The following is a 24,497-nucleotide window of genomic DNA, read 5'->3' as shown; positions in this document are numbered from 1 at the left end:
AGAACAAGATTTACAGTGTGATCAAATATGGAACGTTGGCAAAACATACATAGTGTTGTCGTCGTAGGGCTCGGTATTACCGGGCTCTCTGTCGTTAAACACCTAAGAAAAAATCAGCCACAGCTTGTGGTCAAAGTCATTGATACTCGCGTAAACCCTCCGGGAGCAGAGCGCTTGCCGGAAGGTGTTCAACTGCATAGTGGTGGTTGGAATACAGACTGGCTTTCTGACGCTGATCTTATCGTGACCAACCCTGGTATTGCGCTAGCGACACCAGAGATCCAAGCCTTATTAGCAAAAGGCACGACAGTAGTTGGTGATATTGAGTTATTCGCCTGGGCGGTGCAGAAACCAGTGATTGCGATTACGGGCTCAAACGGTAAGAGCACTGTCACCGATCTCACAGGCGTGATGGCCAAGGCCGCGGGTTTGGATGTTGGCGTTGGTGGCAATATCGGCATTCCTGCCTTGGATTTACTAGAACATGACGCAGACCTATATGTGCTTGAACTCTCAAGCTTCCAGTTGGAAACAACGTCAAGCTTAAAGCTCAAAGCCGCTGCGTTTCTGAATCTTTCTGAAGATCATATGGACCGTTATCAAGGCATGTCTGACTATCGACAAGCCAAGTTGCGTATTTTTGATCATGCTGATCTCGCGGTAGTGAACCGTGATGATAAAGAAACCTTCCCAGATGCAGAGGTGCCATTGGTGACATTTGGCAGCGACAATCAGGACTTTGGTCTCGAGGTGGATGGCAACCGTACTTGGCTGCTCGATCACGGTCAACGAGTCGTCGCAAGTGATGAGCTTAAGTTGGTTGGTAAACACAACTTATCCAATGCATTGGTCGTTTTAGCGCTCTTAAAGGCTGCGGGCGTTGATTATCACAACGCATTGAATGCACTTAAAAATTACACGGGACTGACACACCGATGCCAGGTGGTTGCGGATAATCAAGGCGTAAAATGGGTGAATGACTCTAAAGCAACTAATATAGCCAGCACTATGGCTGCGCTATCTGGTTTGGAGTCGACAGGTAAGCTCTACTTGCTCGTTGGTGGTGTTGGCAAAGGTGCTGACTTCTCGCCATTAAAACCGATCTTCGCGACGCTTAACTTGCAACTGTGCTGCTTTGGCGCTGATGGCGATGACTTTATGCCACTGCATGAATCTGCAATACGTTTCGACACCATGGAAGATGTGATTCAACAAGTATCTTCGCAGTTAAAACCAGGCGATATGGTGATGCTGTCTCCTGCATGTGCTAGCTTTGATCAATTCGACAACTTTATGGCAAGAGGTGATGCTTTCGCTGCTCTTGCTCAGAAATATGCATAATTAAAGGTTACACACTTCGTGGGTTTAGGTAACGTTAAACGCAGTATTGGCAATTGGCTCAAGCATCCAGCCCCAGAGGCGATGTTTGATCGTCAGCTAGTGTGGATTGCACTGGGTTTGATGTTGACGGGGTTGGTGATGGTAACCTCTGCATCATTTCCAATCAGCTCTCGATTAACCGAACAGCCGTTCCACTTTATGTTTCGTCATGCGACGTTTCTCGTGCTGGCGTTAGGGACCTCCGCTGTTATTTTGCAAGTGCCTTTGCAAGAGTGGTTTAAGAAAAGCCACTACTTACTTTGGGCTTCTTTCGCACTGTTGATCATCGTGCTCTTGGCGGGTAAGTCGGTTAATGGTGCGTCTCGTTGGATTCCCCTTGGGCTGTTTAACCTTCAGCCAGCAGAGGTCGCGAAGCTATCGCTGTTTATCTTCATGTCTGGTTACTTAGTTCGAAAGCAAGACGAAGTACGACAAACCTTCTTTGGTGGCTTTATGAAGCCAATCATGGTGTTTGCTTTCTTCGCAGTATTGCTACTTGGTCAGCCAGACTTGGGGACGGTCGTCGTAATGTTGGTCACGCTGTTTGGCATGCTGTTTATCGCAGGCGCAAAACTGACTCAGTTTCTCGCGTTGATGGTGGCAGGTATCGGCGCTGTGGTAGGTTTGATTTTAGTCGAGCCATACCGTATGCGACGAGTAACCTCCTTCCTTGACCCGTGGGAAGACCCATTTGGTAGTGGCTATCAGTTGACTCAATCTTTGATGGCGTTTGGTCGTGGTGAATGGTTCGGTCAAGGTCTCGGTAACTCAATTCAAAAACTGGAATATCTACCAGAAGCGCATACCGACTTTGTGTTTGCCGTACTTGCTGAAGAGCTTGGTTTCGTGGGCGTTGTGTTGGTCTTAATGTTGATTTTTAGCTTAGTGCTAAAAGCGGTTTACATAGGCAAGCGTGCGTTTGAAGAAGGCGAAATGTTCGGCGGTTATCTGGCTTTCGGTATAGGTATTTGGTTTGCGTTCCAGACCTTGGTGAACGTTGGTGCTGCAGCTGGTATCGTACCAACCAAAGGTTTAACACTTCCGCTAATCAGTTATGGTGGTTCCAGTCTGATTATTATGTCCGTCGCAGTGTCCATATTGCTGCGTATCGATTACGAATGCCGCTTGAAACGCGAGCAACAACAATCAGAACAACAAACTAATGAAACAAAATAAACGTTTGATGGTGATGGCTGGTGGTACTGGCGGTCACGTATTCCCAGGGTTAGCTGTAGCAAAACAGCTGCAAGAGCAAGGCTGGGAGATCCGTTGGTTAGGCACGGCGGATCGAATGGAAGCGGATTTGGTGCCAAAACATGGCATTGAAATCGATTTTATCAAAGTGAAAGGGTTACGAGGTCAAGGCGTAAAGCGTCTGCTTGCAGCTCCATTTCAAATTATTAATGCCATCATGCAAGCTCGGGCGCACATGAAGCATTGGAAGCCCGATGCCGTGTTAGGTATGGGTGGTTATGTGAGTGGTCCCGGTGGTATTGCGGCTTGGTTGAGCGGTATTCCTGTTGTTCTGCACGAACAAAACGCGGTTGCGGGTTTGACAAACCAATGGCTATCAAAAATTGCTAAGAAAGTCTTTCAGGCCTTTCCTGGCGCGTTCCCTGCTGCTGAGGTAGTTGGTAACCCTGTGCGTGAAGACCTAACAAGATTAGAAGCACCTGCAGAGCGAATGCAAGATCGCCAAGGCCCAATTCGTATTTTGGTGATGGGCGGTAGCCAAGGTGCACGCATTCTTAACCAAACTCTGCCAGAAGTGATGGCAAAGCTGGGCGGTGATTACTGTATTCGTCATCAAGCGGGCAAAGGTTCCGCCGAAGAAGTGAACGCCGCATACCAAGCTAATGGTGTGGTAAATGCAGAAGTCACAGAGTTCATTGACGACGTAGCAGAGGCTTATGCATGGGCTGATCTTTTAGTTTGTCGTTCAGGGGCGTTAACCGTTTCTGAAGTATCAGCGGCAGGCGTAGGGGCTATCTTTGTTCCTTTTATGCATAAAGATCGCCAACAAGCACTGAATGCCGATCATCTAGTAGAATGCGGCGCAGCGAAAATGATTGAACAACCAGATTTAACCGTTGAGTCTTTGACTCAGCAGATCCAACAATTGGATCGCCAAGCTTTACTTACGATGGCTGAGCAAGCGCGTGGCGCTGCTAAATTGAATGCCGACCGAGTTGTCGCACAAGCCATTGTCGCTTTGACCGAAAAGCGTTAACGAATTATTGAGAATAGAATTGATGACAATCCAACATACACAAGACTTAGCTCAGATTCGCGCCATGGTGCCAGAGATGCGCCGCGTGAAATCCATCCACTTCATCGGTATTGGTGGTGCGGGCATGAGCGGCATTGCAGAAGTGCTGTTGAACGAAGGCTACCAAATCACAGGTTCTGACCTATCAGAGAACCCAGTGACAGAGCGTTTAGTATCAAAAGGTGCGACGGTATTTATCGGGCACCAAGCTAGCAATGTTGAAAAAGCCAGTGTGGTTGTGGTTTCAACCGCTATCAACGAAGAAAACCCAGAAGTGATGGCTGCGCGGGAGTTACGTATCCCTATTGTACGTCGTGCTGAGATGCTCGCTGAGTTGATGCGCTTCCGTCATGGTATTGCCGTTGCGGGCACGCACGGTAAAACGACGACGACGGCACTCGTGACACAAATCTATTCTGAAGCAGGCCTTGATCCAACGTTTGTAAACGGCGGCTTGGTGAAAAGCGCTGGTACAAATGCTCGTTTAGGCTCGAGTCGTATTCTAATTGCCGAGGCGGATGAGAGCGACGCGTCATTCCTGCACCTGCAACCAATGGTAAGTATTGTCACCAATATCGAAGCCGATCATATGGATACTTATGGGGGTGACTTTGAAACGTTAAAGCAAACCTTCATTGATTTTCTACACAATCTACCGTTCTACGGCCAAGCTATTGTTTGTATTGATGATCCTGTGGTTCGAGAGTTAATCCCACGTATTAGTCGTCAAGTGATTACTTACGGCTTCTCCGCAGATGCTGACGTACGCATTGAAAACTATCGTCAAGAAGGTCAGCAAGGCAAATTTACGGTAGTACGTAAAGGGCGTGCCAACCTAGATATCACTCTGAACATTCCAGGTCGTCACAATGCACTTAATGCGTCGGCTGCGATTGCAGTGGCTACTGAAGATGACATTGAAGACGATGCAATCCTAAAAGCAATGGCCGGTACGCAAGGCACGGGACGACGTTTTGATCACCTTGGCGAGTTTGATACTGGTAATGGTCATGCCATGTTAGTGGATGATTACGGACACCACCCAACAGAAGTTGATGTGACCATTAATGCTGCGCGAAGCGGTTGGCAAGATAAACGTCTCGTTATGATTTTCCAACCACACCGTTATAGCCGTACTCGTGATCTGTACGATGACTTTGCGAATGTGCTAGAGCAAGTTGATGTATTAATCATGTTGGATGTTTATGCCGCAGGTGAAAAGCCAATTGCAGGAGCTGATGGACGTTCATTGTGTCGCACAATTCGCAGCCGAGGTAAGGTAGATCCGATTTTTGTTCCAGAAATCGAGCAATTACCTTCAGTTTTAGCTAACGTTATACAAGACGGCGACCTAATCTTAACGCAAGGTGCGGGTGATGTTGGTAAAGTGGCGAAACAACTGGCAGGTCTTGAATTAAATATAAACAAGATGCTTGGTTAACACAGATTGTTGGCGCGAAGGAAAGATAAAGACTCAGATCTCGATTTTGCGTCAATATCATTGTGATTTATTGCTATCAGTGTTTGATAGTTTACAAGAGCTCAGTATAATCCCAAGGTTAAAGTCAAGACTTTTACCTCTGCGTAATTATGTGGGTAAAAAGTACACGACAAAAGTCAGGAAACGAAGACGTTGTTGAATATTGCACTGAATGACGAGCGACCAAACACGGATAATAACCGTGGTCGCCAAGAGAAAATCTTGGGTGCGTTATTTTTCGTTGTGGTTGTGACCTTAATTAGTTCTGTTTTGTACTCGGCGATCAGTTGGATGTGGGATGACCAAAGGTTACCTCTCTCCAAAATAGTACTTCAGGGAAAACTGGAGTATGTCCAAGCTGACGATGTGCAGGCTGCATTTAGTCGAATAGATCACATCGGTACATTTATGTCTCAGGATATTGATGTATTACAGCAAAGTGTCGAAGCTCTGCCATGGGTGGCGCATGCCGCAATCCGAAAGCAGTGGCCGGATACAGTAAAAGTTTTTTTGACAGAGCATCAACCTGAAGCCATTTGGAATGGCAACGAACTGTTAGATAAAAACGGGTTTGTTTTTGATGGCGATGTGGCTCTGTTACAAGAAGAAAAAGTGAAACTGTACGGACCCAAAGACAGCGGACCAGAAGTCTTACAGGCTTACCGTGATTTGAGTCCTAAGTTTCAGCAATTGGGTTTAGCGATATCGTCTCTGGTATTAAACGAGCGACGAGCTTGGCAAATCATCCTTGATAACGGTATTCGATTAGAGCTCGGTAAAGAGTCTCTTCTTGAGCGTATAGAGCGATTTTTTAAGCTCTATAACAAGCTTGGCAGTGACACGCAAAGAATCAGTTATATCGATCTTAGGTACGATACAGGAGCCGCAGTTGGTTGGTTTCCTGAACAAGAGTTAGAAGAGAGTACAGATGACTAAGGCCGCTGATGACAACATTATTGTTGGTCTTGATATAGGCACTGCAACCGTATCGGCTCTAGTAGGTGAGGTTCTACCAGACGGTCAAATTAATATTATTGGCGCAGGTAGTAGCCCTTCACGTGGCATGGATAAAGGTGGCGTGAATGACTTGGAGTCGGTTGTAAAATCAGTACAACGTGCAATTGATCAAGCTGAATTGATGGCCGAGTGCCAGATCAGCCGAGTCTTCATTTCGTTGTCTGGTAAGCATATCGCAAGCCGAATTGAAAAAGGTATGGGCACGATTTCAGATGAAGAAGTGTCTCAAGAAGACATGGATCGCGCTATCCATACAGCAAAATCGATTAAAATCGGTGATGAACAGCGAATCCTTCATGTGATTCCGCAAGAGTTCACCATTGATTACCAAGAGGGAATCAAAAATCCGCTTGGCTTATCTGGGGTAAGAATGGAAGTAAGTGTCCACCTTATCTCATGCCATAGTGACATGGCACGCAATATTATTAAGGCGGTAGAACGATGCGGCCTTAAAGTAGAGCAACTCGTATTTTCTGGGCTTGCTGCAAGTAATGCAGTAATCACCGAGGATGAAAGAGAGCTTGGAGTTTGTGTGGTGGATATTGGCGCCGGCACGATGGATGTGGCCATCTGGACTGGCGGTGCGTTACGTCACACAGAAGTATTTTCGTACGCAGGAAATGCTGTAACCAGCGATATTGCTTTTGCTTTTGGTACGCCAGTGAGCGATGCTGAAGAAATAAAAGTCAAATATGGCTGTGCTTTGAGTGAACTGGTCAGTAAGGATGACACGGTTAATGTACCAAGCGTAGGTGGGCGACCATCACGTAGTCTGCAACGTCAAACGTTGTCAGAAGTGATTGAGCCACGCTACTCTGAGCTTATGGGACTGGTTAACCAAACTATTGACTCTGTACAAGCGAAATTGCGCGAAGAGGGTATAAAGCACCATCTAGCTGCGGGAGTTGTACTCACCGGCGGTGCTGCGCAAATGGACGGAGTGATAGAATGTGCGGAACGCGTATTCCGCAATCAAGTAAGGGTCGGCAAACCGCTCGAAGTCAGCGGATTAACTGACTATGTAAAAGAGCCGTACCATTCTACGGCAGTTGGATTACTTCATTACGCAAGAGACATGCAGTCTAGCGACGATAGCGATTATAATGAACCTAAACGCTCATCTGTTACTGGCTTTTTCGATAAATTGCGTAACTGGATACAAAAAGAGTTTTAACCTGAGTTGCAGGATAAACGGAGACAACACATGTTTGAACCGATGATGGAAATGTCTGACGATGCAGTAATCAAGGTCGTTGGGGTTGGTGGCGGCGGTGGTAACGCCGTTGAACACATGGTGCGTGAATCCATCGAAGGTGTGGAATTCATCAGCGTCAACACTGATGCGCAAGCACTTCGTAAGACAAGCGTTGGCAATGTTATTCAGATCGGTGGCGATATCACCAAAGGTCTGGGTGCAGGTGCTAATCCACAGGTTGGCCGTGACGCAGCTCTCGAAGACAGAGATAGAATTAAAGATTCCCTAACTGGCGCCGATATGGTGTTTATCGCAGCTGGTATGGGTGGCGGTACAGGTACTGGCGCAGCACCTGTTATTGCTGAAGTAGCTAAAGAGCTTGGCATTCTAACTGTCGCGGTAGTGACAAAACCGTTCAGCTTTGAAGGCAAAAAGCGTTTGGCGTTCGCTGAGCAAGGTATCGATGAGCTGTCTAAGCACGTTGACTCTTTGATTACGATTCCAAACGAAAAGCTGCTTAAAGTACTTGGCCGTGGTGTCACGCTACTAGAAGCTTTTGCAAGTGCGAACGACGTTCTTAAGAACGCAGTTCAAGGCATTGCAGAGCTAATTACTCGCCCTGGCATGATCAACGTCGACTTTGCGGACGTAAGGACAGTAATGTCTGAAATGGGTCACGCGATGATGGGCAGCGGTATTGCTAAAGGCGAAGATCGTGCTGAAGAAGCGGCTGAAATGGCAATTTCTAGCCCACTTCTGGAAGACATCGATCTAGCGGGCGCTCGTGGTGTTCTTGTCAATATTACTGCAGGTCTGGATATGCGTCTTGACGAGTTTGAGACGGTTGGTAATACAGTGAAAGCATTTGCTTCTGACAATGCAACTGTTGTTATCGGTACTTCTCTAGACCCAGATATGACGGACGAAATCCGCGTAACAGTTGTAGCGACAGGTATTGGCAATGAGAAAAGACCAGATATCACACTAGTTGCGGGTGGTAAAGCGAAAGTGGCTCCGACGCCGCAGGCTCAACCACAACAGCAAGCGGCGGCAACGCAAGCTGAAGAGAAACCGGCACAAACCTTGCAAAATAATCAAGTGCAAGAGAAGCCACAGGTAACTCCTCAGCCTACAAATACAGTTTCTTCTTCTCCAGCATCGTCGAGCCAAAGCTCTGCGGCTCCGAAGCAAGAGAAGGAAAGTGGTTATTTAGATATCCCGGCATTTTTGCGTCGTCAGGCTGATTAATCTTTAATCCATAAATTTGACATGGCTCAAAATTATGGTAGCATTCACGGTCGACGTTACAGACGGCCGTGTTTTGTAGCAAATTTTTGAGAGGCAAGCAGATGATCAGACAACGTACTCTGAAAGAAATAGTGAAAACAACTGGTGTGGGCCTCCACTCTGGTCGTAAAGTCACGCTTACTCTGCGCCCGGCTGCTGCAAATACAGGTATCATTTACCGTCGTACAGATGTAAACCCACCTGTAGATTTTCCAGCTGATCCAGCTTCTGTTCGTGACACCATGCTATGTACTGCTTTGGTAAACGACGAAGGTGTGCGTATTTCAACTGTAGAGCACTTGAATGCGGCACTTGCTGGTATGGGCATCGACAACATTATTGTCGAAGTAGACGCACCTGAAATTCCAATTATGGATGGTAGTGCTAGCCCATTTGTATACTTGCTACAACAAGCAGGTATCGAAACGCAAAATGCGCCAAAACGTTTCATCCGTATTAAAAAGCCAGTTCGTTTTGAAGATGGCGATAAATGGGCAGAGTTTGTACCATTTAACGGCTTCCGCATGGACTTCGAAATTGAATTTAATCACCCTGCAATTGAGTCAGACGAGCAGCGCTTGCTGTTTGATTTCTCCTCAAAAGGCTTCGTTCGTAAAATTTCTCGTGCACGTACGTTTGGCTTTATGCGTGATATCGAATATCTACAGTCTCAAAACCTAGTTTTGGGTGGTAGTTTCGACAATGCTATCGTATTGGATGATTACCGTATTCTTAACGAAGAAGGTCTACGCTTTGAAAATGAGTTTGTGACTCACAAAGTGTTGGATGCGATTGGTGATCTTTACATGTGTGGTCACCCAATCATCGGTGAATTTCGCGCCTTTAAATCGGGTCACGGTTTGAACAACCAACTTCTGCGAGCTGTTCTTGCTGATCAGGAAGCGTGGGAGTGGACTACATTCGAAGAAGAAGTGGGCTCACCAGTAGCATTCGCTGAACCAAATATGGTGCTTGCGTAAATACTCGGCATTAAAATTAATAAAAAACCAGGCTTATGCCTGGTTTTTTGCTATTTGGCTTTAATCTTGGGCTTATTAATAGCATTCGAGCTTTTCAGCATATTGAAATAACGGTTACTTACGGTCTTTCTTTTCTGCCATATCGGCTAATCGCTTTAAACGCTCTTGAATTTTAGGCGGTGCCATGTCGGCAATCGTCATCAATGACTTTGCTGCAGATTCTGTTAATGGTGGACGTTTAGGTCTGTCGTCTTGTTCGAAACGATTTCGGTATAATGATGGATTGATCCTCACTTCAACGCTCATCAGTTTGGCAAAGCCTTGAGTACGAAGTTTATTTAGGATCATGAGGCGATCGTAATCGATCTTCATTTTGATCGCGGCACTAGAAACATCGATCAATAGGTGGCCGTTACGAACATTCGCCACCCGGCAATGATCGGCCGTCCCTTTGGGTAAGATCTCTTGCAAAGCTTGGTTAAGCTGTAAGATTTCTCCAGCATGTTCTTGAATCTGCTTGAACTGTGATTCAGCAATAACATCTTCAGTCGAGGTTGGACGGTGATCACGCATAGGTAAAATCTAATTTTGTTGAGATATCAGCTATTCTAGAGCAGCTTTCTATCAAGGTATAGTTTACATTAACGTCTTTCGCTTCAGTTTTACAATGTAGCAAGGTAAAAAGCAAAGTCTGCTCTGAATAAATTACACATATTGTGGTATGCAATATCGTCTAATCAGTCACCACTTTAAGTAAAAACTTCAGAGTGCTTCAAACAAATACGTCTATTTATGGTTGTATCGATGAAAAATCCTTACACTAAGCCACATTGTTTCGAAACTTAGCCTTGAAATATGGATGTTTGAACTCAATATCTTTGATAAATGATTTATCTCAGTATTCTTAGTTCCAAACTGGCAGAGACTGAAGGCATTATGAGTAGATCGGGAACGGTCTGATTAAAGAGAGATTCACGAAAAATGATAACTAAGCTACTGACAAAAGTGATTGGCAGTCGCAACGACCGAACACTGCGCCGCCTTAGAAAAATTGTAAAAGAAATTAATAACTACGAGCCAACATTCGAAGCTCTAAGTGATGAAGAGTTAAAAGCAAAGACGGTTGAGTTCCGTGAGCGCCTAGAGAAAGGTGAAACTCTTGATAAACTACTTCCTGAAGCTTTTGCTACGGTTCGTGAAGCATCTAAGCGTGTCTACGGCATGCGTCACTTCGACGTTCAGCTTATCGGTGGTATGGTTCTAAATGCGGGTCAAATTGCGGAGATGCGTACAGGTGAAGGTAAAACGCTGACTGCAACGCTTCCAGCTTACTTAAATGCTCTTGCTGGTAAAGGCGTTCACATCGTAACAGTGAACGATTATCTAGCTAAACGTGATGCTGAGACGAACCGCCCTCTATTTGAATTTTTAGGTATGACCGTTGGCGTAAACGTGCCAAACATGCCTCCTCAAGAGAAAAAAGAAGCGTACCAAGCTGACATTCTATACGGAACCAACAATGAATTTGGTTTTGACTACCTTCGTGACAATATGGCTTTCCGTAGCGAAGACCGTGTACAGCGTGATCGCTTCTTTGCTGTTGTCGATGAGGTGGACTCAATCCTAATTGATGAAGCTCGTACTCCTTTGATCATTTCTGGTCCTGCTGAAGATAGCTCTGAGCTATACACTCGAATCAACCTTTTGATCCCGCATCTGAAAAAGCAAGATAAAGAAGACTCTGAAGAATACCGTGGTGATGGTCACTACACTGTTGATGAAAAATCAAAGCAAGTATACCTAACAGAAACGGGTCAAGAATACGTTGAAGAACTGTTGGTGAAAAACGGTCTGATGGAGGAAGGTGATACACTTTACTCTCCGGCTAACATCAGCATGTTGCATCACGTGAATGCTGCTTTGCGTGCTCATGTGTTATTCGAGCGTAACGTTGATTACATTGTTACTGATGAAGGTGAAGTGGTCATCGTTGATGAACACACTGGTCGTACAATGCCAGGTCGTCGTTGGTCTGAAGGTCTTCACCAAGCAGTAGAAGCGAAAGAAGGCGTTAAGATCCAAAACGAAAACCAAACTTTGGCTTCTATTACCTTCCAGAACTACTTCCGTTTATACGAAAAACTGTCAGGTATGACAGGTACAGCGGATACTGAAGCGTTCGAATTCCAGTCTATCTATGGTTTGGAAACGGTGGTTATCCCAACCAACAAGCCGATGATTCGTAACGATATGCCAGATGTGGTTTACCGTACTGAAGCAGAGAAGTTTGCGGCAATCATTGAAGATATTAAAGAGCGTGTTGCCAAAGGGCAGCCAACGCTTGTTGGTACTGTGTCGATTGAAAAGTCAGAACTTCTTTCTAACGCATTGAAGAAGGCTAAGATCAAACACAACGTATTGAACGCGAAATTCCATGAGAAAGAAGCGGAAATTGTTGCTGAAGCGGGCATGCCTGGTGCGGTAACTATCGCGACCAACATGGCCGGTCGTGGTACGGACATTGTGCTTGGCGGTAGCTGGCAATCAAAAGTTGAAGCTTTAGAGAACCCAACTCAAGAGCAAATCGATGCGATTAAAGCAGAGTGGAAAGTGGTGCATGACCAAGTGCTAGAAGCTGGTGGTCTACATATCATCGGTACTGAGCGCCACGAATCTCGCCGTATTGATAACCAGCTACGTGGTCGTTCCGGTCGTCAAGGTGATGCGGGTTCATCGCGCTTCTACCTATCTATGGAAGACTCTTTGCTACGTATTTTCACTTCTGATCGTATGGCGAGCCTTATTCAAAGTGGTATGGAAGAAGGTGAAGCTATTGAATCGAAAATGCTTTCTCGCTCAATTGAAAAAGCACAGCGCAAAGTGGAAGGTCGTAACTTTGATATCCGTAAGCAGCTGCTTGAATACGATGATGTAGCGAACGATCAACGTAAGGTTGTCTACGAACTGCGTGACGAGTTAATGAACGTTGAAGACATCAGCGGCATGATCGAGCAAAACCGTGAAGATGTACTAACCGCGGTTATTGATGAGTACATTCCACCACAGTCACTAGAAGATATGTGGGATGTTGAAGGTCTACAAGAGCGCTTGAAAGCGGACTTCGATCTTGATGCGCCAGTGAAGCAATGGCTTGAAGAAGACGACAAGCTTTACGAAGAAGCATTACGTGAAAAGATCATCAACCTAGCTGTTGAAGTGTACAAAGAGAAAGAGGAAGTGGTGGGTGCACAAGTGCTTCGCAACTTCGAAAAATCGGTCATGCTTCAGACTCTGGATACGCTTTGGAAAGAGCATTTGGCTGCGATGGATCACTTGCGTCAAGGTATCCATTTACGCGGCTACGCACAGAAGAACCCAAAACAAGAATACAAACGTGAGTCGTTTGAACTGTTTGAGGGTCTACTAGAAGCGCTGAAAACAGACGTTATTACTGTTCTATCTCGTGTTCGCGTTCAGCAACAAGAAGAAGTTGAACGTATGGAAGAACAGCGTCGTGCGCAAGCTGAAGAAGCCGCTCGTCGTGCACAAGCGCAACACGCTGCAGCACAAAATCCGCTTTCTGAAGGCGAAGAATCTGAAGAAGGTTCAAATCAACCAATGGTACGTGATGAACGTAAAGTAGGTCGTAATGAACCTTGCCCTTGTGGCAGTGGCAAGAAGTACAAACAGTGCCACGGCAAAATCGACTAATCTGTTAGTCGGATTATTTATCAAAGAGTCGCTTAGGCGACTCTTTTTTTAAATAAATTCTTTGGCTATCAAATTCCATAAGTTTGATAGGTCAGCAAGTTTTTGAGATGTAGAAGCTCGTTGTCACAATAGAAAAGTACAACGGTCTTGAGAGTTAGGAATCCCCATGAAAAGAATTCACATAGTCGCGGCAATTATTTTTAACCAAGACAAATCAAAGATCTTTATTACAAAGCGTCCTGATGATAAGCACAAAGGCGGTTTTTGGGAGTTTCCGGGTGGCAAAGTCGAGCCGGGAGAAAGTATTGAGCTTGCTATTACAAGAGAACTCGAAGAAGAAGTAGGAATTGAAGTTATTGAGCAAGCACCTTTTGAACACTTGGAATACGACTATTCAGACAAATCACTCAAGTTTGATTTTATTACAGTATCTCAATTCAGTAATGAGCCTTACGGTCGAGAAGGTCAAGAAGGATGCTGGGTTGAAATCAGCGAATTGGGCGACTACACCTTTCCTGAAGCGAACGTACCTATCTTGGAGCGTGTTGTAAAAGAGTTTGCTTAAGCTCGATGAACTTGCTTGTGGTAACCACGGTATGTTGTTAGTTTAAACAGATTAAGCGAAACGAGAGAACGAGAGCAAACCTCGTTATCCAGAGAAGGAGAGAAAGCGCAATGGTTCGTATTGCAATCGCAGGAGCAGCTGGCCGAATGGGCCGTAATTTGGTTAAAGCTTCACACCTTAATCCTGAAGCGACAGTGAGCGCGGGATCAGAACGACCTGAGTCTTCACTCGTCGGTGTCGATATTGGTGAACTTTGTGGTGAAGGTAAATTCGATGTGCTCTTAACGGATGATCTTGCTAAAGACGTCGATAATTTTGATGTAATCATCGATTTCACCGCTCCAGTAAGCACATTAGCGAATCTCGAGTTGTGTAAGAAATACGGTAAGAGCATTGTGATTGGGACGACTGGCTTCAGCGATGCAGAGCGTGATCTTATCGATGAAGCAGCCAAGCAAGTGCCTGTTGTGATGGCGCCAAATTATTCTGTAGGCGTAAACCTTGTCTTTAAGCTTCTTGAGAAAGCGGCCAAAGTGATGGGGGATTACTGTGATATCGAGATTGTTGAAGCACACCATCGCCATAAAGTTGATGCCCCCTCTGGTACCGCTATCGGAATGGGAGAAGCTATTGCTGGTGCGATGGGTAATAAGCTGAATGATGTAGCTGTCTATGCCCGAGAAGGCATTACTGGTGAAAGAACAAAAGATGAGATCGGCTTTGCTACGATTCGCGCTGGCGATATCGTCGGTGAGCATACAGCTATGTTTGCTGATATCGGGGAACGAGTGGAAATAACGCACAAAGCGACTGATCGCATGACGTTTGCTAATGGGGCCGTAAAGGCTGCCGTTTGGTTGAGTGCTAAACCTGCGGGCTTTTATACCATGACAGATGTTTTGGGATTGAATGAACTCTAAATACATAATTATTCGCCGGCGCTAGCCGGCTTTTTTATATCTATAGAATTATTTGTAAATAAAATGATTCTGATAGAGAAGATTTTAGCACTTGCTTTTGTTGTGTTTTTGTCTGTTTTGGCTTTGTTTTTGTGTGTAACCGTTAAAAGTGTTCCTGTTTTTGTCTTGGTGAACGTTTGCGTTAAAAACTCATAATTTTTTGTGATCCCTAAAAAGTTCAAATTTGTAAAATTCATTAAACCTCTATCCCTCCCTATGTAATAGCATTCAAAAGTTGTCTTTTTGAGCCTTACTGATTCGAAATGACCTTACTCGCTAGAAACTGATAATTTATTTTTGATTGTAGGTTGACAGGTTTCCAGTCCAACTTTAGAATACCGCCAATTTGTCTGAAATACCTATTTATGTAGATTTTATAGGTAAAGGAAGGCATGTTTGCAGTTTGATTTATTTTTTTTGCATTTTTATTCTGGAGGTTGTCTTGGGTAAATTAGCACTGTTAGTCCTAGAAGATGGGACAGTGTTCCACGGAGTGTCCATAGGGGCAGATGGTATTTCCGTTGGTGAAGTCGTTTTTAATACCTCGATGACGGGGTATCAAGAAATCCTCACTGATCCTTCCTATTCTCAGCAAATCGTCACCCTTACTTATCCTCACATTGGCAATACCGGAACCACTTCCGAAGATGAAGAATCCTCTTCCATTCATGCACAAGGCCTTGTGATTCGCGACCTTCCTCTTATCGCTTCTAACTTCCGTAATGAACAATCCCTCTCTGATTACCTTAAGTCTCAAAATATCGTTGGCATCGCTGATATTGATACGCGAAAGCTCACTCGTATCTTGCGTGAAAAAGGTGCTCAAAACGGTTGTATTGTTGCGGGTAATAACCTAGATGAAGCTTTGGCTCTAGCGAAAGCAAAAGAATTCCCAGGCTTAAAAGGAATGGACCTTGCGAAAGAAGTTACAACGAAAGAAGCGTATCAATGGAAACAAGGTTCGTGGACGCTTGAAGGTGGACTTCCAGAGGCGAAAGATGACAGCGAGCTGCCATACCACGTCGTTGCTTACGACTTCGGCGCAAAACGCAACATCCTGCGAATGTTGGTTGACCGCGGTTGCCGCTTAACGGTTGTTCCTGCTGAAACGTCAGCGGAAGAAGTGCTTGCGATGAACCCGGACGGTGTTTTCCTATCAAATGGCCCTGGTGATCCAGAACCATGTACTTACGCGATTGAAGCGACAAAAGTGTTCCTAGAAAAAGGCTTACCTATCTTCGGTATCTGTTTAGGTCACCAAATCCTTGCGTTAGCGTCAGGTGCACAAACCGTGAAAATGAAGTTTGGTCACCATGGTGCAAACCACCCAGTAAAAGATTTAGACCGTAACGTTGTTATGATCACTTCGCAAAACCACGGCTTTGCGGCAGATGAAGCAACGTTACCGGAAAACTTACGTGCTACTCACGTATCGTTATTTGATGGCTCTTTGCAAGGTATTCACCGCACAGACAAGCCAGCATTTAGCTTCCAAGGTCACCCAGAAGCGAGCCCAGGTCCACATGACGCGGCACCGCTATTTGACCACTTTATCGAACTAATCAAAAAACACAGCGCTTAATTCGGAGTAGTAGATAATGCCAAAACGTACTGACATTCAAAGTATTCTAATTCTTGGTGCTGGTCCGATTGTTATCGGTCAGGCATGTGAGTTTGACTACTCTGGCGCACAAGCCTGTAAAGCACTTCGTGAAGAAGGCTACCGAGTTATTCTGGTTAACTCGAACCCAGCAACGATCATGACAGACCCAGAGATGGCTGATGCGACTTACATCGAGCCAATCCAATGGGAAGTGGTACGCAAGATCATTGAAAAAGAGCGTCCAGATGCAGTTTTGCCAACCATGGGTGGCCAGACTGCACTTAACTGTGCGTTAGACTTAGAGAAACACGGCGTACTAGAAGAATTCGGCGTAGAGATGATCGGCGCAACTGCAGATGCAATCGACAAAGCGGAAGACCGTTCTCGTTTTGATAAAGCGATGAAGTCTATCGGCCTTGAGTGTCCTCGCGCAGATACAGCGAAGAGCATGGAAGAAGCTTACAAAGTTTTAGATATGGTTGGCTTCCCTTGTATCATCCGTCCATCGTTCACCATGGGTGGCACTGGTGGTGGTATCGCGTACAACAAAGAAGAGTTCGAAGAAATCTGTCGTCGCGGTCTGGACTTATCTCCGACCAACGAACTTCTTATCGATGAGTCACTAATCGGTTGGAAAGAGTACGAAATGGAAGTCGTTCGTGACAAAGCGGACAACTGTATCATCGTATGTTCAATCGAAAACTTTGATCCAATGGGTATCCACACGGGTGACTCAATCACAGTAGCACCAGCACAGACACTGACTGACAAAGAATACCAGCTAATGCGTAATGCATCGCTAGCCGTTCTACGTGAAATTGGTGTTGAAACAGGTGGTTCAAACGTACAGTTTGGTATCAACCCGAAAGATGGCCGTATGGTTATCATCGAGATGAACCCACGTGTATCTCGCTCTTCTGCGTTAGCGTCAAAAGCAACAGGTTTCCCAATCGCTAAGATTGCCGCGAAGCTTGCTGTTGGCTTTACTCTGGACGAACTACAAAACGACATCACGGGCGGTGCAACACCAGCATCATTCGAGCCAACTATCGACTACGTCGTAACTAAGATTCCTCGCTTTAACTTCGAGAAATTTTCTGGCGCAAACGACCGTCTGACTACTCAGATGAAATCGGTTGGTGAGGTAATGGCAATTGGTCGTAACCAACAAGAATCTCTTCACAAAGCACTTCGTGGCCTAGAAGTTGGCGCAACTGGTTTTGACGAGATGGTCGATTTAGAAGCACCAGATGCACTGACTAAGATTCGTCACGAACTTAAAGAAGCAGGCGCTGAGCGTATCTGGTACATCGCCGATGCATTCCGAGCTGGCATGTCAGTTGACGGCGTGTTCAACTTGACTCAAATTGACCGTTGGTTCCTGGTTCAAATCGAAGAAATCGTAAAACTCGAAGAGCAAGTCAAGGCGGGCGGCTACGCAGGTTTAACCAAAGAAGTGCTTCGCCAGATGAAACGTAAAGGCTTCTCTGATGCGCGCTTGTCTAAACTGCTTGGTGTCGCTGAAAGTGAAATTCGCCGTGCTCGTGAGCAGTTTGATATTCACCCGGTTTACAAACGTGTGGATACGTGTGCCGCAGAGTTTTCTTCTGACACGGCTTACATGTACTCATCTTACGATGAAGAGTGTGAAGCCAACCCAACAGACAAAGACAAGATCATGGTTCTTGGTGGTGGTCCAAACCGTATCGGCCAAGGCATTGAATTCGACTACTGTTGTGTACACGCATCACTTGCGCTGCGTGAAGACGGTTACGAAACCATTATGGTTAACTGTAACCCAGAAACGGTATCTACTGACTACGATACGTCTGATCGTCTGTACTTCGAACCAGTAACTCTGGAAGATGTACTGTCTATCGCTCGCGTTGAAAAACCAAAAGGTGTAATTGTTCAGTACGGTGGTCAAACGCCACTTAAACTGGCTCGTGCTCTAGAAGCGGCTGGTGTTCCAATCATTGGTACGAGCCCAGATGCTATAGACCGTGCGGAAGACCGTGAACGCTTCCAAGCCGCTGTTGACCGTTTAGGTCTACTTCAGCCAGAAAACGCGACAGTAACAACGATGGAGCAAGCGGTTGAGAAGTCGAAAGAAATTGGCTTCCCATTAGTTGTTCGTCCATCTTATGTACTCGGTGGTCGTGCGATGGAAATCGTATACGACGAGCAAGACCTGCGTCGCTACTTCAATGAAGCAGTAAGCGTATCGAACGAGTCTCCAGTTCTACTAGACCGTTTCTTGGATGATGCAACCGAAGTTGATATTGATGCTATCTGTGACGGTGAACGCGTCGTTATCGGCGGTATCATGGAACACATCGAACAAGCCGGTGTTCACTCTGGTGACTCTGCATGTTCACTGCCTGCATACACGCTAAGTCAGGAAATTCAAGACAAGATGCGTGAGCAAGTTGAGAAGCTGGCGTTCGAACTCGGTGTACGCGGTTTGATGAACACGCAGTTTGCTGTGAAAGACAACGACGTTTACCTAATCGAAGTGAACCCTCGTGCTGCTCGTACGGTACCATTCGTATCGAAAGCGACAGGTGCACCTCTAGCGAAAATCGCTGCACGTGTAATGGCGGGTCAATCTCTAGAGTCACAAGGCTTTACTAAAGAGATTATCCCTCCTTACTACTCAGTGAAAGAAGTGGTTCTGCCGTTCAACAAGTTCCCTGGCGTTGATCCGCTATTGGGCCCAGAAATGCGCTCAACAGGTGAAGTAATGGGCGTTGGCGCAACATTCGCAGAAGCTTACGCGAAAGCAGAGCTAGGTTGTGGTGCAGTTTACCCTGAAGGTGGTCGTGCGCTACTGTCTGTACGTGAAGGCGATAAAGAGCGTGTTGTTGACCTAGCTTCTAAGCTAGTGAAACTGGGTTACCAGTTGGATGCGACACACGGTACTGCTGTAATTCTGGGCGAAGCGGGTATTAACCCACGTTTGGTAAACAAAGTACACGAAGGTCGTCCACACATTCTTGACCGCATCAAGAACAACGAATACACCTACATTGTAAACACGGCTGCTGGTCGTCAAGCGATTGAAGATTCGAAAGTTCTACGCCGCGGTGCACTGGCAGAAAAAGTGAACTACACAACGACACTGAACGCAGCGTTCGCTACATGTATGTCTCACACTGCAGATGCAAAAGCGTCAGTAACTTCGGTTCAAGAGCTACACGCAAAGGTGAAAGCTAGCCTAGAAGCGTAATAGATAAAAATCAGTAAGCCCGAAAAATAGGGCTTATATGACAACCTCATTGCCCGCTCATTTGAGCGGGCTTTTTTATATCTAGGTTTTTCTAAAATGAAGAGTATTAAAATGTGCTAGGAACGATTGGTATGCTTCGCTTTTGAAGATCATCAAGCTAATTATGGCAAGCAATGTTCCTAAAGATGAAGAAATAGTACTACCACTTGCTACAACAAAGTTGATACTGCAGGTAAGAATGATAAAAGAGATAGTGATTAAGTTTATTTTTGCAGCAATACTTAATCCTTTGCTTATTGTCAGGATGTTTGGAATGCATACAACAACAACCGTAATAGCTCCCAATGTAAGAAGGTACGTATCTAGATCAATGTGTTGAGTGAAAGAAAACCAGTCATTCCAAATGCTTAAGCTAATAGTCAGACCAATAGTCAATGCCAAGTATAAACATACACTTATTGAGATGTTCGCTATGCTAATTGAATTTTTTCTCAAATTTTAATTTCTTTTATGTAACATAAATTGAAGTTTATTTTTTGAAAATATAAACCTTATCTTGTAGCCAGGAGTCTTCTTTATCAATTGAAACAGAGTAACCCTGATTTGTTAAGTGTTTTTTAGTGAGAAACACAAATGCACTTGGTGCTATAATTGTTATAATTGAAAAAGAAATTATAACTTTAATGAACATGCCTTCTTTCTTATATGATAATTTTCTTTTTTTTAAAAACACAGTAATTAAAAGAATAAATATAGATATAAATACCCAGCTTCCAAATAACCCATAAAATGATCCCTGAGAAATTTCTATAATACGTTCTTCGTTATATATGTCTTTTATGTTATTTATGGTATCGTTGTAAAAAAAATAAATGCATAACAATCCTAGAGAAAGGAATAACAGTGATGTTAAAAATGTTGATGTTAGATCTAGGTTGTCTTCTTTTTTCATAAAAACATTCCATTTTTTATATATGTAGAACCAATTAAATTTTTTATTCTTGCTTCTTCTTGATTTATTTCATTTTTTATTGATTCATCTAGTTTTTTCTCTAATGTTAATTTGAATTTTTTTGTTATATTATGCTTTTTATCTATATGATTTAATATGCTCCCAATAACCAAGCTTATACCTATAGCTAAAAATAATGGGCCAGAAGTTAGAGCGAAAATAGTAGTAGCTCCAGAAATTCCTTTTACAGCAATTGCAGCAATTGCGGATGAAATTCCTAACTTTAGGATGTCACTAGTTATTGTGCCAAACAAACTCAGTAATGTTGATTTATTCTTTTCCGAAAAGAAGTGTTCCATTGCTCTAAAAGAGCTTACTAGTACGATTGTAATAATTGTTCCACTTTTAATAGACTGGATAGCACTTTTTGGACCTACAGCAAAGTTAGTAATTGTTGGAGTCGGTGCATGAGAACCCAAAGCACTTAACTTTATTCTCAGGGCCGGTGTCCCCGTAAAGACAAAATGTGGTTGGCCAGAATAGTAATTTATATGGACAGGGTTTGTTGCTCCGCTTAGATTATTCGCTAGTTTTGTTAAAAATATAAGATCATCGGCTGTTGTGTAATAGTTTGCAGTATTTTCTAGTTTATTTTTGATAACTTTCCATTTTTCAGTAACACCTTTCCTTTTGATGTTTTTGTTAATTAAGTCATCAAATACGCTTACTGATACTATATGTACTTCTTTGGTATTGCTACTTGAGTCTTGTTGTATTGCAGGGTACATCGTTTTCTCCTTGAAACCATAATTTTATTATGACCTTGCCTACACGGCTGACACAATGAAAATACTATTTCATTCGTATCCTTGAGGCATGTATCTTTTTTTTGTGAAACTAAAATGAAAATTTCACAAAGATGAAAATTAGGAATAGATTGGTGTCTTGACTTTCCATTGGTGGTTTTGTGAATAAGTGCTACCGTTTTTCCTCTTTGATGCCTCTTTAAATAAAAAGGATGTGTAGTGGAAATCACGGTTGAGATTTTGTTGGCTCTATTTTTTGTTGCGACTGCCGCAGGCTTTATTGATGCGATGGCTGGTGGGGGAGGGCTCATTACGCTCCCTGCGCTTTTGGCAGCGGGGTTGAGTCCGACTCAAGCTCTAGCAACCAACAAGTTACAAAGTTCGTTTGGCAGTTTCTCTGCTAGCTGGTATTTCGTGCGTAACGGTATTGTCAGCCTAAAGGAAATGCGTTTCGCGATACTTTGCACTTTTATCGGTGCAGCGATCGGTGCCGAGGCTGTGCAGTTTATTGATACTAGGGTACTCACCAGTTTGATTCCTGTTCTTTTGATTGCCATTTCCCTCTATTTTTTACTCGCGCCAAGTACACGTAAAATAGATGGAGAACCAAAGTTATCTGAAGCGATGTTTGCGCTATGCATTGGTGGTGGGATCGGTTTCTATGATGGCTTTTTTGGCCCTGGGACTGGATCTATTTTTACTGTTTGTTTTGTTGCACTAGGTCACTTTTCTTTGGTCGAAGCCACTGCTAGAACCAAAATCCTCAATTTCACGTCAAACATAGCGGCACTACTCTTTTTTATCTTAGCTGGGTTGCCTGTGTGGAAGCTTGGCTTAACCATGGCAGTTGGCGGTTTTCTTGGTGCTCAGTTAGGGGCGAAGGTCGTGGTAAGTAAAGGGCAAAAATGGATTCGTCCTCTAGTTATTGTGATGTCGATGCTCATGGCAACGAAACTTCTTTGGCAACAACATCAGCAATGGATTTTGTCAGTGTTATAACTCGTTCTCTACGTTTACTCATGAATTATATGTCAAGAAATACTGATATATCTATGATTTCACTATGGCGTGATATCGTACTTAAAATGAAAAAGTAATAAACAATTTTTATTTAATAAAGTTATAATGCTATGCATTTCTATCAATGAGTTTGATGAATAGGTTAGTAAATTTATCCCTAAGTATGAACAGCTTCGATGGAATAGTTTAAAGGGTAAGTTAGAATTTATTGCAAACTACTATGCAGCTGTAGATGATTTGGCGTATTTAGGTAGAGTTGCTGTAGCCTTGTCAGGTAGCGCAGCTCCTACTGCAGTTGAGAAGTATGGTGGTTTTAATCATATTGTAATTAAAGGAACACCTAGTTTACAAAGAAAAGTTATGGCTTTGTCTGGTAAGATTTCGCCACCGATGGCCGTAAGTTTTGCTATAGGCAAAGAAATGGCATTACAGACGGTTAAGCAAGGTGCAATTATTACTGTTATTTTTGTCACATCTTATAAAATGGCTGAGTATTTATTTAAAGAGTCAAATAAAAGAGTATTGGCTAAATTATTCGGAGTTATAGCAAGTGACATTATTAAAGTGGGTTTAGCTGCTTTAGTTGCTAGTATAACATTAAATACGATGGTTTCTGTAGGTGTTGTTGCCAGCTTTAAAAATAGTGGTTTTTCATTATGAAAAATGAAGAAATAGATTATAGCACATTTATTATAGGTTCAATTCTATTTCCTATATGTACATATTTTATGATTTATCTTCCGGTATCTGATTTGTTGGATTTTTTTGGAGCAATTTCATCCGATCAGGAAAGTTTATCCTTAGGTGGTCAGAATATTCAGTTATTTTCATCCGGTTTTTTATTTGCTTTGCTTTCTTATGTTTCTATTTATACTGTTTCTACTAAGAGAAAGCCAAATAAAGAAAAACTTAAAAATCTTTTTAAATTATGTTTTGTTTTATTAGTTTCTAGCTTTTTGTTTTCTTATATGTTTAATGAGTGGCTGCTGTCTTATGCTGAAAGTCATGGATACCATTATTCTGAGGAACTTAGTTCTCGATGGTTTTTAAGTGAGTACTATGTTTTTGTAAAATGACTATGAAATACACTTTTACATTATACTCTACTTCAATTGTCTAGTTGTTGTGATGTCGATGCTAATGGCAACGAAACTTCTTTGGCAACAACATCAGCAATGGATTTTGTCAGTGCTTTAACTCGTTTGCTGCGATATGCGCTGTGGCGCAAGCAGATATGTATTGGTCGAATTAACTGTCCTAGTTCTTCAAAGTCATAGCAGAATTTGGGTGTGATATTAAGTGTCTTCAGGATAGATTTAGGAATTAAAGCGGGAGCCATTCCGCCCAAAGCCAGTTGTGCTGCCGCAGTGTATGAATCCATTTCCATCAAAGGCTCAATTCCGTATTTTGACAAAATAGCTTGTTGGTAAGTGTTGGCAGGATTGGTTAAGTCATTGGTCAAAATGGCTTTGGGTAGTTGCGAAAGTGGGTATCTACTGACGATTGAAAAAGGTTCATCAGCGAGGTGAAGGCTCATTAATCCATGATGAGGCGGTAAATAACCGGCACAGAATCCCAGTGTCGCTTTACCTGATTTGACGTTCTCAATAATGCGTGGTGTATGATTGGTCGATATTCGTATGTACTGGTCATGGGCAAAGCGTTCTGCCATGATCACACTAAGGTATCCAGCGACTAAGGTTTCAGAGCAGTCTATCTTGATCAAAGAAGTATCTTCTATTTCTTGCTGATCATAGATCTGACCTCTTAACTCATTGAACGTTGGCTCGATCGTGTTGATGAGCGCAAGGCCATCGGAGGTCAGCTTTATGTGCCGACCACTTGGCTCAATCAATTTTTTTCCTAACTTCTTCTCTAGATTCGAAATGCGCTTACTCACCGCAGATTGACTAATATAGAGTTGGCTGCCCGTGCGGCTCATGGTTTTTTCTTTACTGAGGACAAGTAACGTCTCAATACCTTCAAGCAACATAATAATTAATGAAAGTTAGGAATGGTTGAAATAATTTAGCGAATTGTACAA

The 24,497-nt window shown here is 43.7% G+C and carries 21 protein-coding genes; 16 read left to right on the top strand and 5 right to left on the bottom strand.

Translation table 11 applies throughout. The features are described 5' to 3' along the window. The first annotated feature begins 27 nt into the window (after nt 1–27). The 8 genes from murD (at nt 28) to lpxC (ending at nt 9,608) form a co-directional block, all read left to right on the top strand. Entirely contained in the window at nt 28–1,341 is a 1,314-nt protein-coding gene (gene murD, locus ACWYVB_RS15420; protein ID WP_104969060.1) for a UDP-N-acetylmuramoyl-L-alanine--D-glutamate ligase, read from the top strand. Nucleotides 1,342–1,359: 18 nt separating this feature from the next. After that, complete coding sequence (gene ftsW / locus ACWYVB_RS15415) at nt 1,360–2,556, top strand: cell division protein FtsW (protein ID WP_005396444.1); 1,197 nt, start codon at nt 1,360–1,362, stop codon at nt 2,554–2,556. Further along, nucleotides 2,543–3,610, top strand: coding sequence for an undecaprenyldiphospho-muramoylpentapeptide beta-N-acetylglucosaminyltransferase (gene murG, locus ACWYVB_RS15410; RefSeq protein ID WP_104969061.1), 1,068 nt, complete (start codon nt 2,543–2,545; stop codon nt 3,608–3,610). Before ftsW ends, murG begins: the two co-directional genes overlap by 14 nt. A 22-nt stretch (nt 3,611–3,632) precedes the next feature. After that, nucleotides 3,633–5,090 carry a UDP-N-acetylmuramate--L-alanine ligase gene (gene murC / locus ACWYVB_RS15405; RefSeq protein ID WP_005396442.1) on the top strand — a complete coding sequence of 486 codons (1,458 nt, stop codon included), beginning with the start codon at nt 3,633–3,635 and terminating at the stop codon, nt 5,088–5,090. Nucleotides 5,091–5,282: 192 nt separating this feature from the next. Further along, the gene (locus tag ACWYVB_RS15400; RefSeq protein ID WP_005396441.1) at nt 5,283–6,065 is read left to right on the top strand and encodes a cell division protein FtsQ/DivIB; all 783 of its coding nucleotides are present in this window, start codon (nt 5,283–5,285) and stop codon (nt 6,063–6,065) included. After that, a complete protein-coding gene (ftsA, locus tag ACWYVB_RS15395; RefSeq protein ID WP_005396440.1) occupies nt 6,058–7,320 on the top strand; it encodes a cell division protein FtsA in 1,263 nt (420 codons plus the stop codon). Before ACWYVB_RS15400 ends, ftsA begins: the two co-directional genes overlap by 8 nt. 30 nt (nt 7,321–7,350) lie before the next feature. After that, nucleotides 7,351–8,589, top strand: a complete 1,239-nt coding sequence (ftsZ, locus tag ACWYVB_RS15390; protein WP_005396438.1) for a cell division protein FtsZ — start codon at nt 7,351–7,353, stop codon at nt 8,587–8,589. Nucleotides 8,590–8,690: 101 nt separating this feature from the next. Continuing rightward, nucleotides 8,691–9,608, top strand: coding sequence for a UDP-3-O-acyl-N-acetylglucosamine deacetylase (lpxC, locus tag ACWYVB_RS15385; protein ID WP_203346662.1), 918 nt, complete (start codon nt 8,691–8,693; stop codon nt 9,606–9,608). Nucleotides 9,609–9,722: 114 nt separating this feature from the next. Here lpxC and ACWYVB_RS15380 read toward each other — a convergent pair whose 3' ends face one another. Further along, a complete protein-coding gene (locus ACWYVB_RS15380; protein WP_005396436.1) occupies nt 9,723–10,181 on the bottom strand; it encodes a DUF721 domain-containing protein in 459 nt (152 codons plus the stop codon). A gap of 408 nt (nt 10,182–10,589) precedes the next feature. On the opposite strand from ACWYVB_RS15380, the gene secA reads away from it, so the two are divergent. From secA to dapB, 3 genes are all read left to right on the top strand, one after another. After that, entirely contained in the window at nt 10,590–13,319 is a 2,730-nt protein-coding gene (secA, locus tag ACWYVB_RS15375; protein ID WP_005396435.1) for a preprotein translocase subunit SecA, read from the top strand. Nucleotides 13,320–13,485: 166 nt separating this feature from the next. Then, on the top strand, nt 13,486–13,884 hold the full coding sequence (mutT, locus tag ACWYVB_RS15370; protein WP_317410735.1) for an 8-oxo-dGTP diphosphatase MutT: 399 nt from the start codon (nt 13,486–13,488) through the stop codon (nt 13,882–13,884). 110 nt (nt 13,885–13,994) lie between these two features. Then, nucleotides 13,995–14,804, top strand: coding sequence for a 4-hydroxy-tetrahydrodipicolinate reductase (gene dapB / locus ACWYVB_RS15365; RefSeq protein ID WP_006742699.1), 810 nt, complete (start codon nt 13,995–13,997; stop codon nt 14,802–14,804). 8 nt (nt 14,805–14,812) lie between these two features. On the opposite strand, the gene ACWYVB_RS15360 is transcribed toward dapB, so the two are convergent. Then, the gene (locus ACWYVB_RS15360) at nt 14,813–15,040 is read right to left on the bottom strand and encodes a hypothetical protein (RefSeq protein WP_192943671.1); all 228 of its coding nucleotides are present in this window, start codon (nt 15,038–15,040) and stop codon (nt 14,813–14,815) included. Nucleotides 15,041–15,285: 245 nt separating this feature from the next. Here ACWYVB_RS15360 and carA point away from each other — a divergent pair, with 245 nt between their 5' ends. Next, entirely contained in the window at nt 15,286–16,425 is a 1,140-nt protein-coding gene (carA, locus tag ACWYVB_RS15355) for a glutamine-hydrolyzing carbamoyl-phosphate synthase small subunit (RefSeq protein ID WP_005396428.1), read from the top strand. A 16-nt stretch (nt 16,426–16,441) separates the two neighbouring features. Then, nucleotides 16,442–19,675 (top strand): carbamoyl-phosphate synthase large subunit, encoded by a 3,234-nt coding sequence (gene carB / locus ACWYVB_RS15350; protein ID WP_203346661.1) that lies wholly within the window; start codon nt 16,442–16,444, stop codon nt 19,673–19,675. Nucleotides 19,676–20,204: 529 nt separating this feature from the next. Here carB and ACWYVB_RS15345 read toward each other — a convergent pair. Continuing rightward, nucleotides 20,205–20,627: a hypothetical protein gene (locus tag ACWYVB_RS15345; protein ID WP_074192040.1), complete on the bottom strand. Its 423-nt coding sequence runs from the start codon at nt 20,625–20,627 to the stop codon at nt 20,205–20,207. Beyond that, nucleotides 20,624–21,415: a hypothetical protein gene (locus ACWYVB_RS15340; protein WP_074192041.1), complete on the bottom strand. Its 792-nt coding sequence runs from the start codon at nt 21,413–21,415 to the stop codon at nt 20,624–20,626. The genes ACWYVB_RS15345 and ACWYVB_RS15340 overlap by 4 nt, the downstream gene beginning before the upstream one ends. A 237-nt stretch (nt 21,416–21,652) precedes the next feature. Between ACWYVB_RS15340 and ACWYVB_RS15335 the strand changes: the two genes are divergently transcribed. The 3 genes from ACWYVB_RS15335 (at nt 21,653) to ACWYVB_RS15325 (ending at nt 23,529) form a co-directional block, all read left to right on the top strand. Next, a complete protein-coding gene (locus ACWYVB_RS15335) occupies nt 21,653–22,432 on the top strand; it encodes a TSUP family transporter (RefSeq protein ID WP_203346660.1) in 780 nt (259 codons plus the stop codon). A 258-nt stretch (nt 22,433–22,690) separates the two neighbouring features. Next, nucleotides 22,691–23,113, top strand: coding sequence for a hypothetical protein (locus tag ACWYVB_RS15330; protein WP_203346659.1), 423 nt, complete (start codon nt 22,691–22,693; stop codon nt 23,111–23,113). Beyond that, entirely contained in the window at nt 23,110–23,529 is a 420-nt protein-coding gene (locus ACWYVB_RS15325) for a hypothetical protein (protein ID WP_104969066.1), read from the top strand. The genes ACWYVB_RS15330 and ACWYVB_RS15325 overlap by 4 nt, the downstream gene beginning before the upstream one ends. 32 nt (nt 23,530–23,561) lie before the next feature. Here the strand turns inward: ACWYVB_RS15325 and ACWYVB_RS15320 are convergent, their stop codons facing one another. Then, nucleotides 23,562–24,446 (bottom strand): LysR family transcriptional regulator, encoded by an 885-nt coding sequence (locus tag ACWYVB_RS15320; RefSeq protein WP_104969067.1) that lies wholly within the window; start codon nt 24,444–24,446, stop codon nt 23,562–23,564. Between the last annotated feature and the right edge of the window lie 51 nt (nt 24,447–24,497).

The sequence above is a fragment of the Vibrio sp. JZG10 genome (genome assembly GCF_054064075.1).
The sequence above is the reverse complement of the archived record's forward strand: the minus strand, read 5'-3'. Positions and strand labels throughout refer to the sequence as shown.

Excerpts from the sequence above, each read along its gene's own strand:
- murD (WP_104969060.1), top strand. The coding sequence starts at position 28 with ATGGAACGTTGGCAAAACATACATAGTGTTGTCGTCGTAGGGCTCGGT.
- murG (WP_104969061.1), top strand. The coding sequence starts at position 2,543 with ATGAAACAAAATAAACGTTTGATGGTGATGGCTGGTGGTACTGGCGGT.
- murC (WP_005396442.1), top strand. The coding sequence starts at position 3,633 with ATGACAATCCAACATACACAAGACTTAGCTCAGATTCGCGCCATGGTG.
- ftsA (WP_005396440.1), top strand. The coding sequence starts at position 6,058 with ATGACTAAGGCCGCTGATGACAACATTATTGTTGGTCTTGATATAGGC.
- ftsZ (WP_005396438.1), top strand. The coding sequence starts at position 7,351 with ATGTTTGAACCGATGATGGAAATGTCTGACGATGCAGTAATCAAGGTC.
- lpxC (WP_203346662.1), top strand. The coding sequence starts at position 8,691 with ATGATCAGACAACGTACTCTGAAAGAAATAGTGAAAACAACTGGTGTG.
- ACWYVB_RS15380 (WP_005396436.1), bottom strand. The coding sequence starts at position 10,181 with ATGCGTGATCACCGTCCAACCTCGACTGAAGATGTTATTGCTGAATCA.
- secA (WP_005396435.1), top strand. The coding sequence starts at position 10,590 with ATGATAACTAAGCTACTGACAAAAGTGATTGGCAGTCGCAACGACCGA.
- mutT (WP_317410735.1), top strand. The coding sequence starts at position 13,486 with ATGAAAAGAATTCACATAGTCGCGGCAATTATTTTTAACCAAGACAAA.
- dapB (WP_006742699.1), top strand. The coding sequence starts at position 13,995 with ATGGTTCGTATTGCAATCGCAGGAGCAGCTGGCCGAATGGGCCGTAAT.
- ACWYVB_RS15360 (WP_192943671.1), bottom strand. The coding sequence starts at position 15,040 with ATGAATTTTACAAATTTGAACTTTTTAGGGATCACAAAAAATTATGAG.
- carB (WP_203346661.1), top strand. The coding sequence starts at position 16,442 with ATGCCAAAACGTACTGACATTCAAAGTATTCTAATTCTTGGTGCTGGT.
- ACWYVB_RS15345 (WP_074192040.1), bottom strand. The coding sequence starts at position 20,627 with ATGAAAAAAGAAGACAACCTAGATCTAACATCAACATTTTTAACATCA.
- ACWYVB_RS15340 (WP_074192041.1), bottom strand. The coding sequence starts at position 21,415 with ATGTACCCTGCAATACAACAAGACTCAAGTAGCAATACCAAAGAAGTA.
- ACWYVB_RS15325 (WP_104969066.1), top strand. The coding sequence starts at position 23,110 with ATGAAAAATGAAGAAATAGATTATAGCACATTTATTATAGGTTCAATT.
- ACWYVB_RS15320 (WP_104969067.1), bottom strand. The coding sequence starts at position 24,446 with ATGTTGCTTGAAGGTATTGAGACGTTACTTGTCCTCAGTAAAGAAAAA.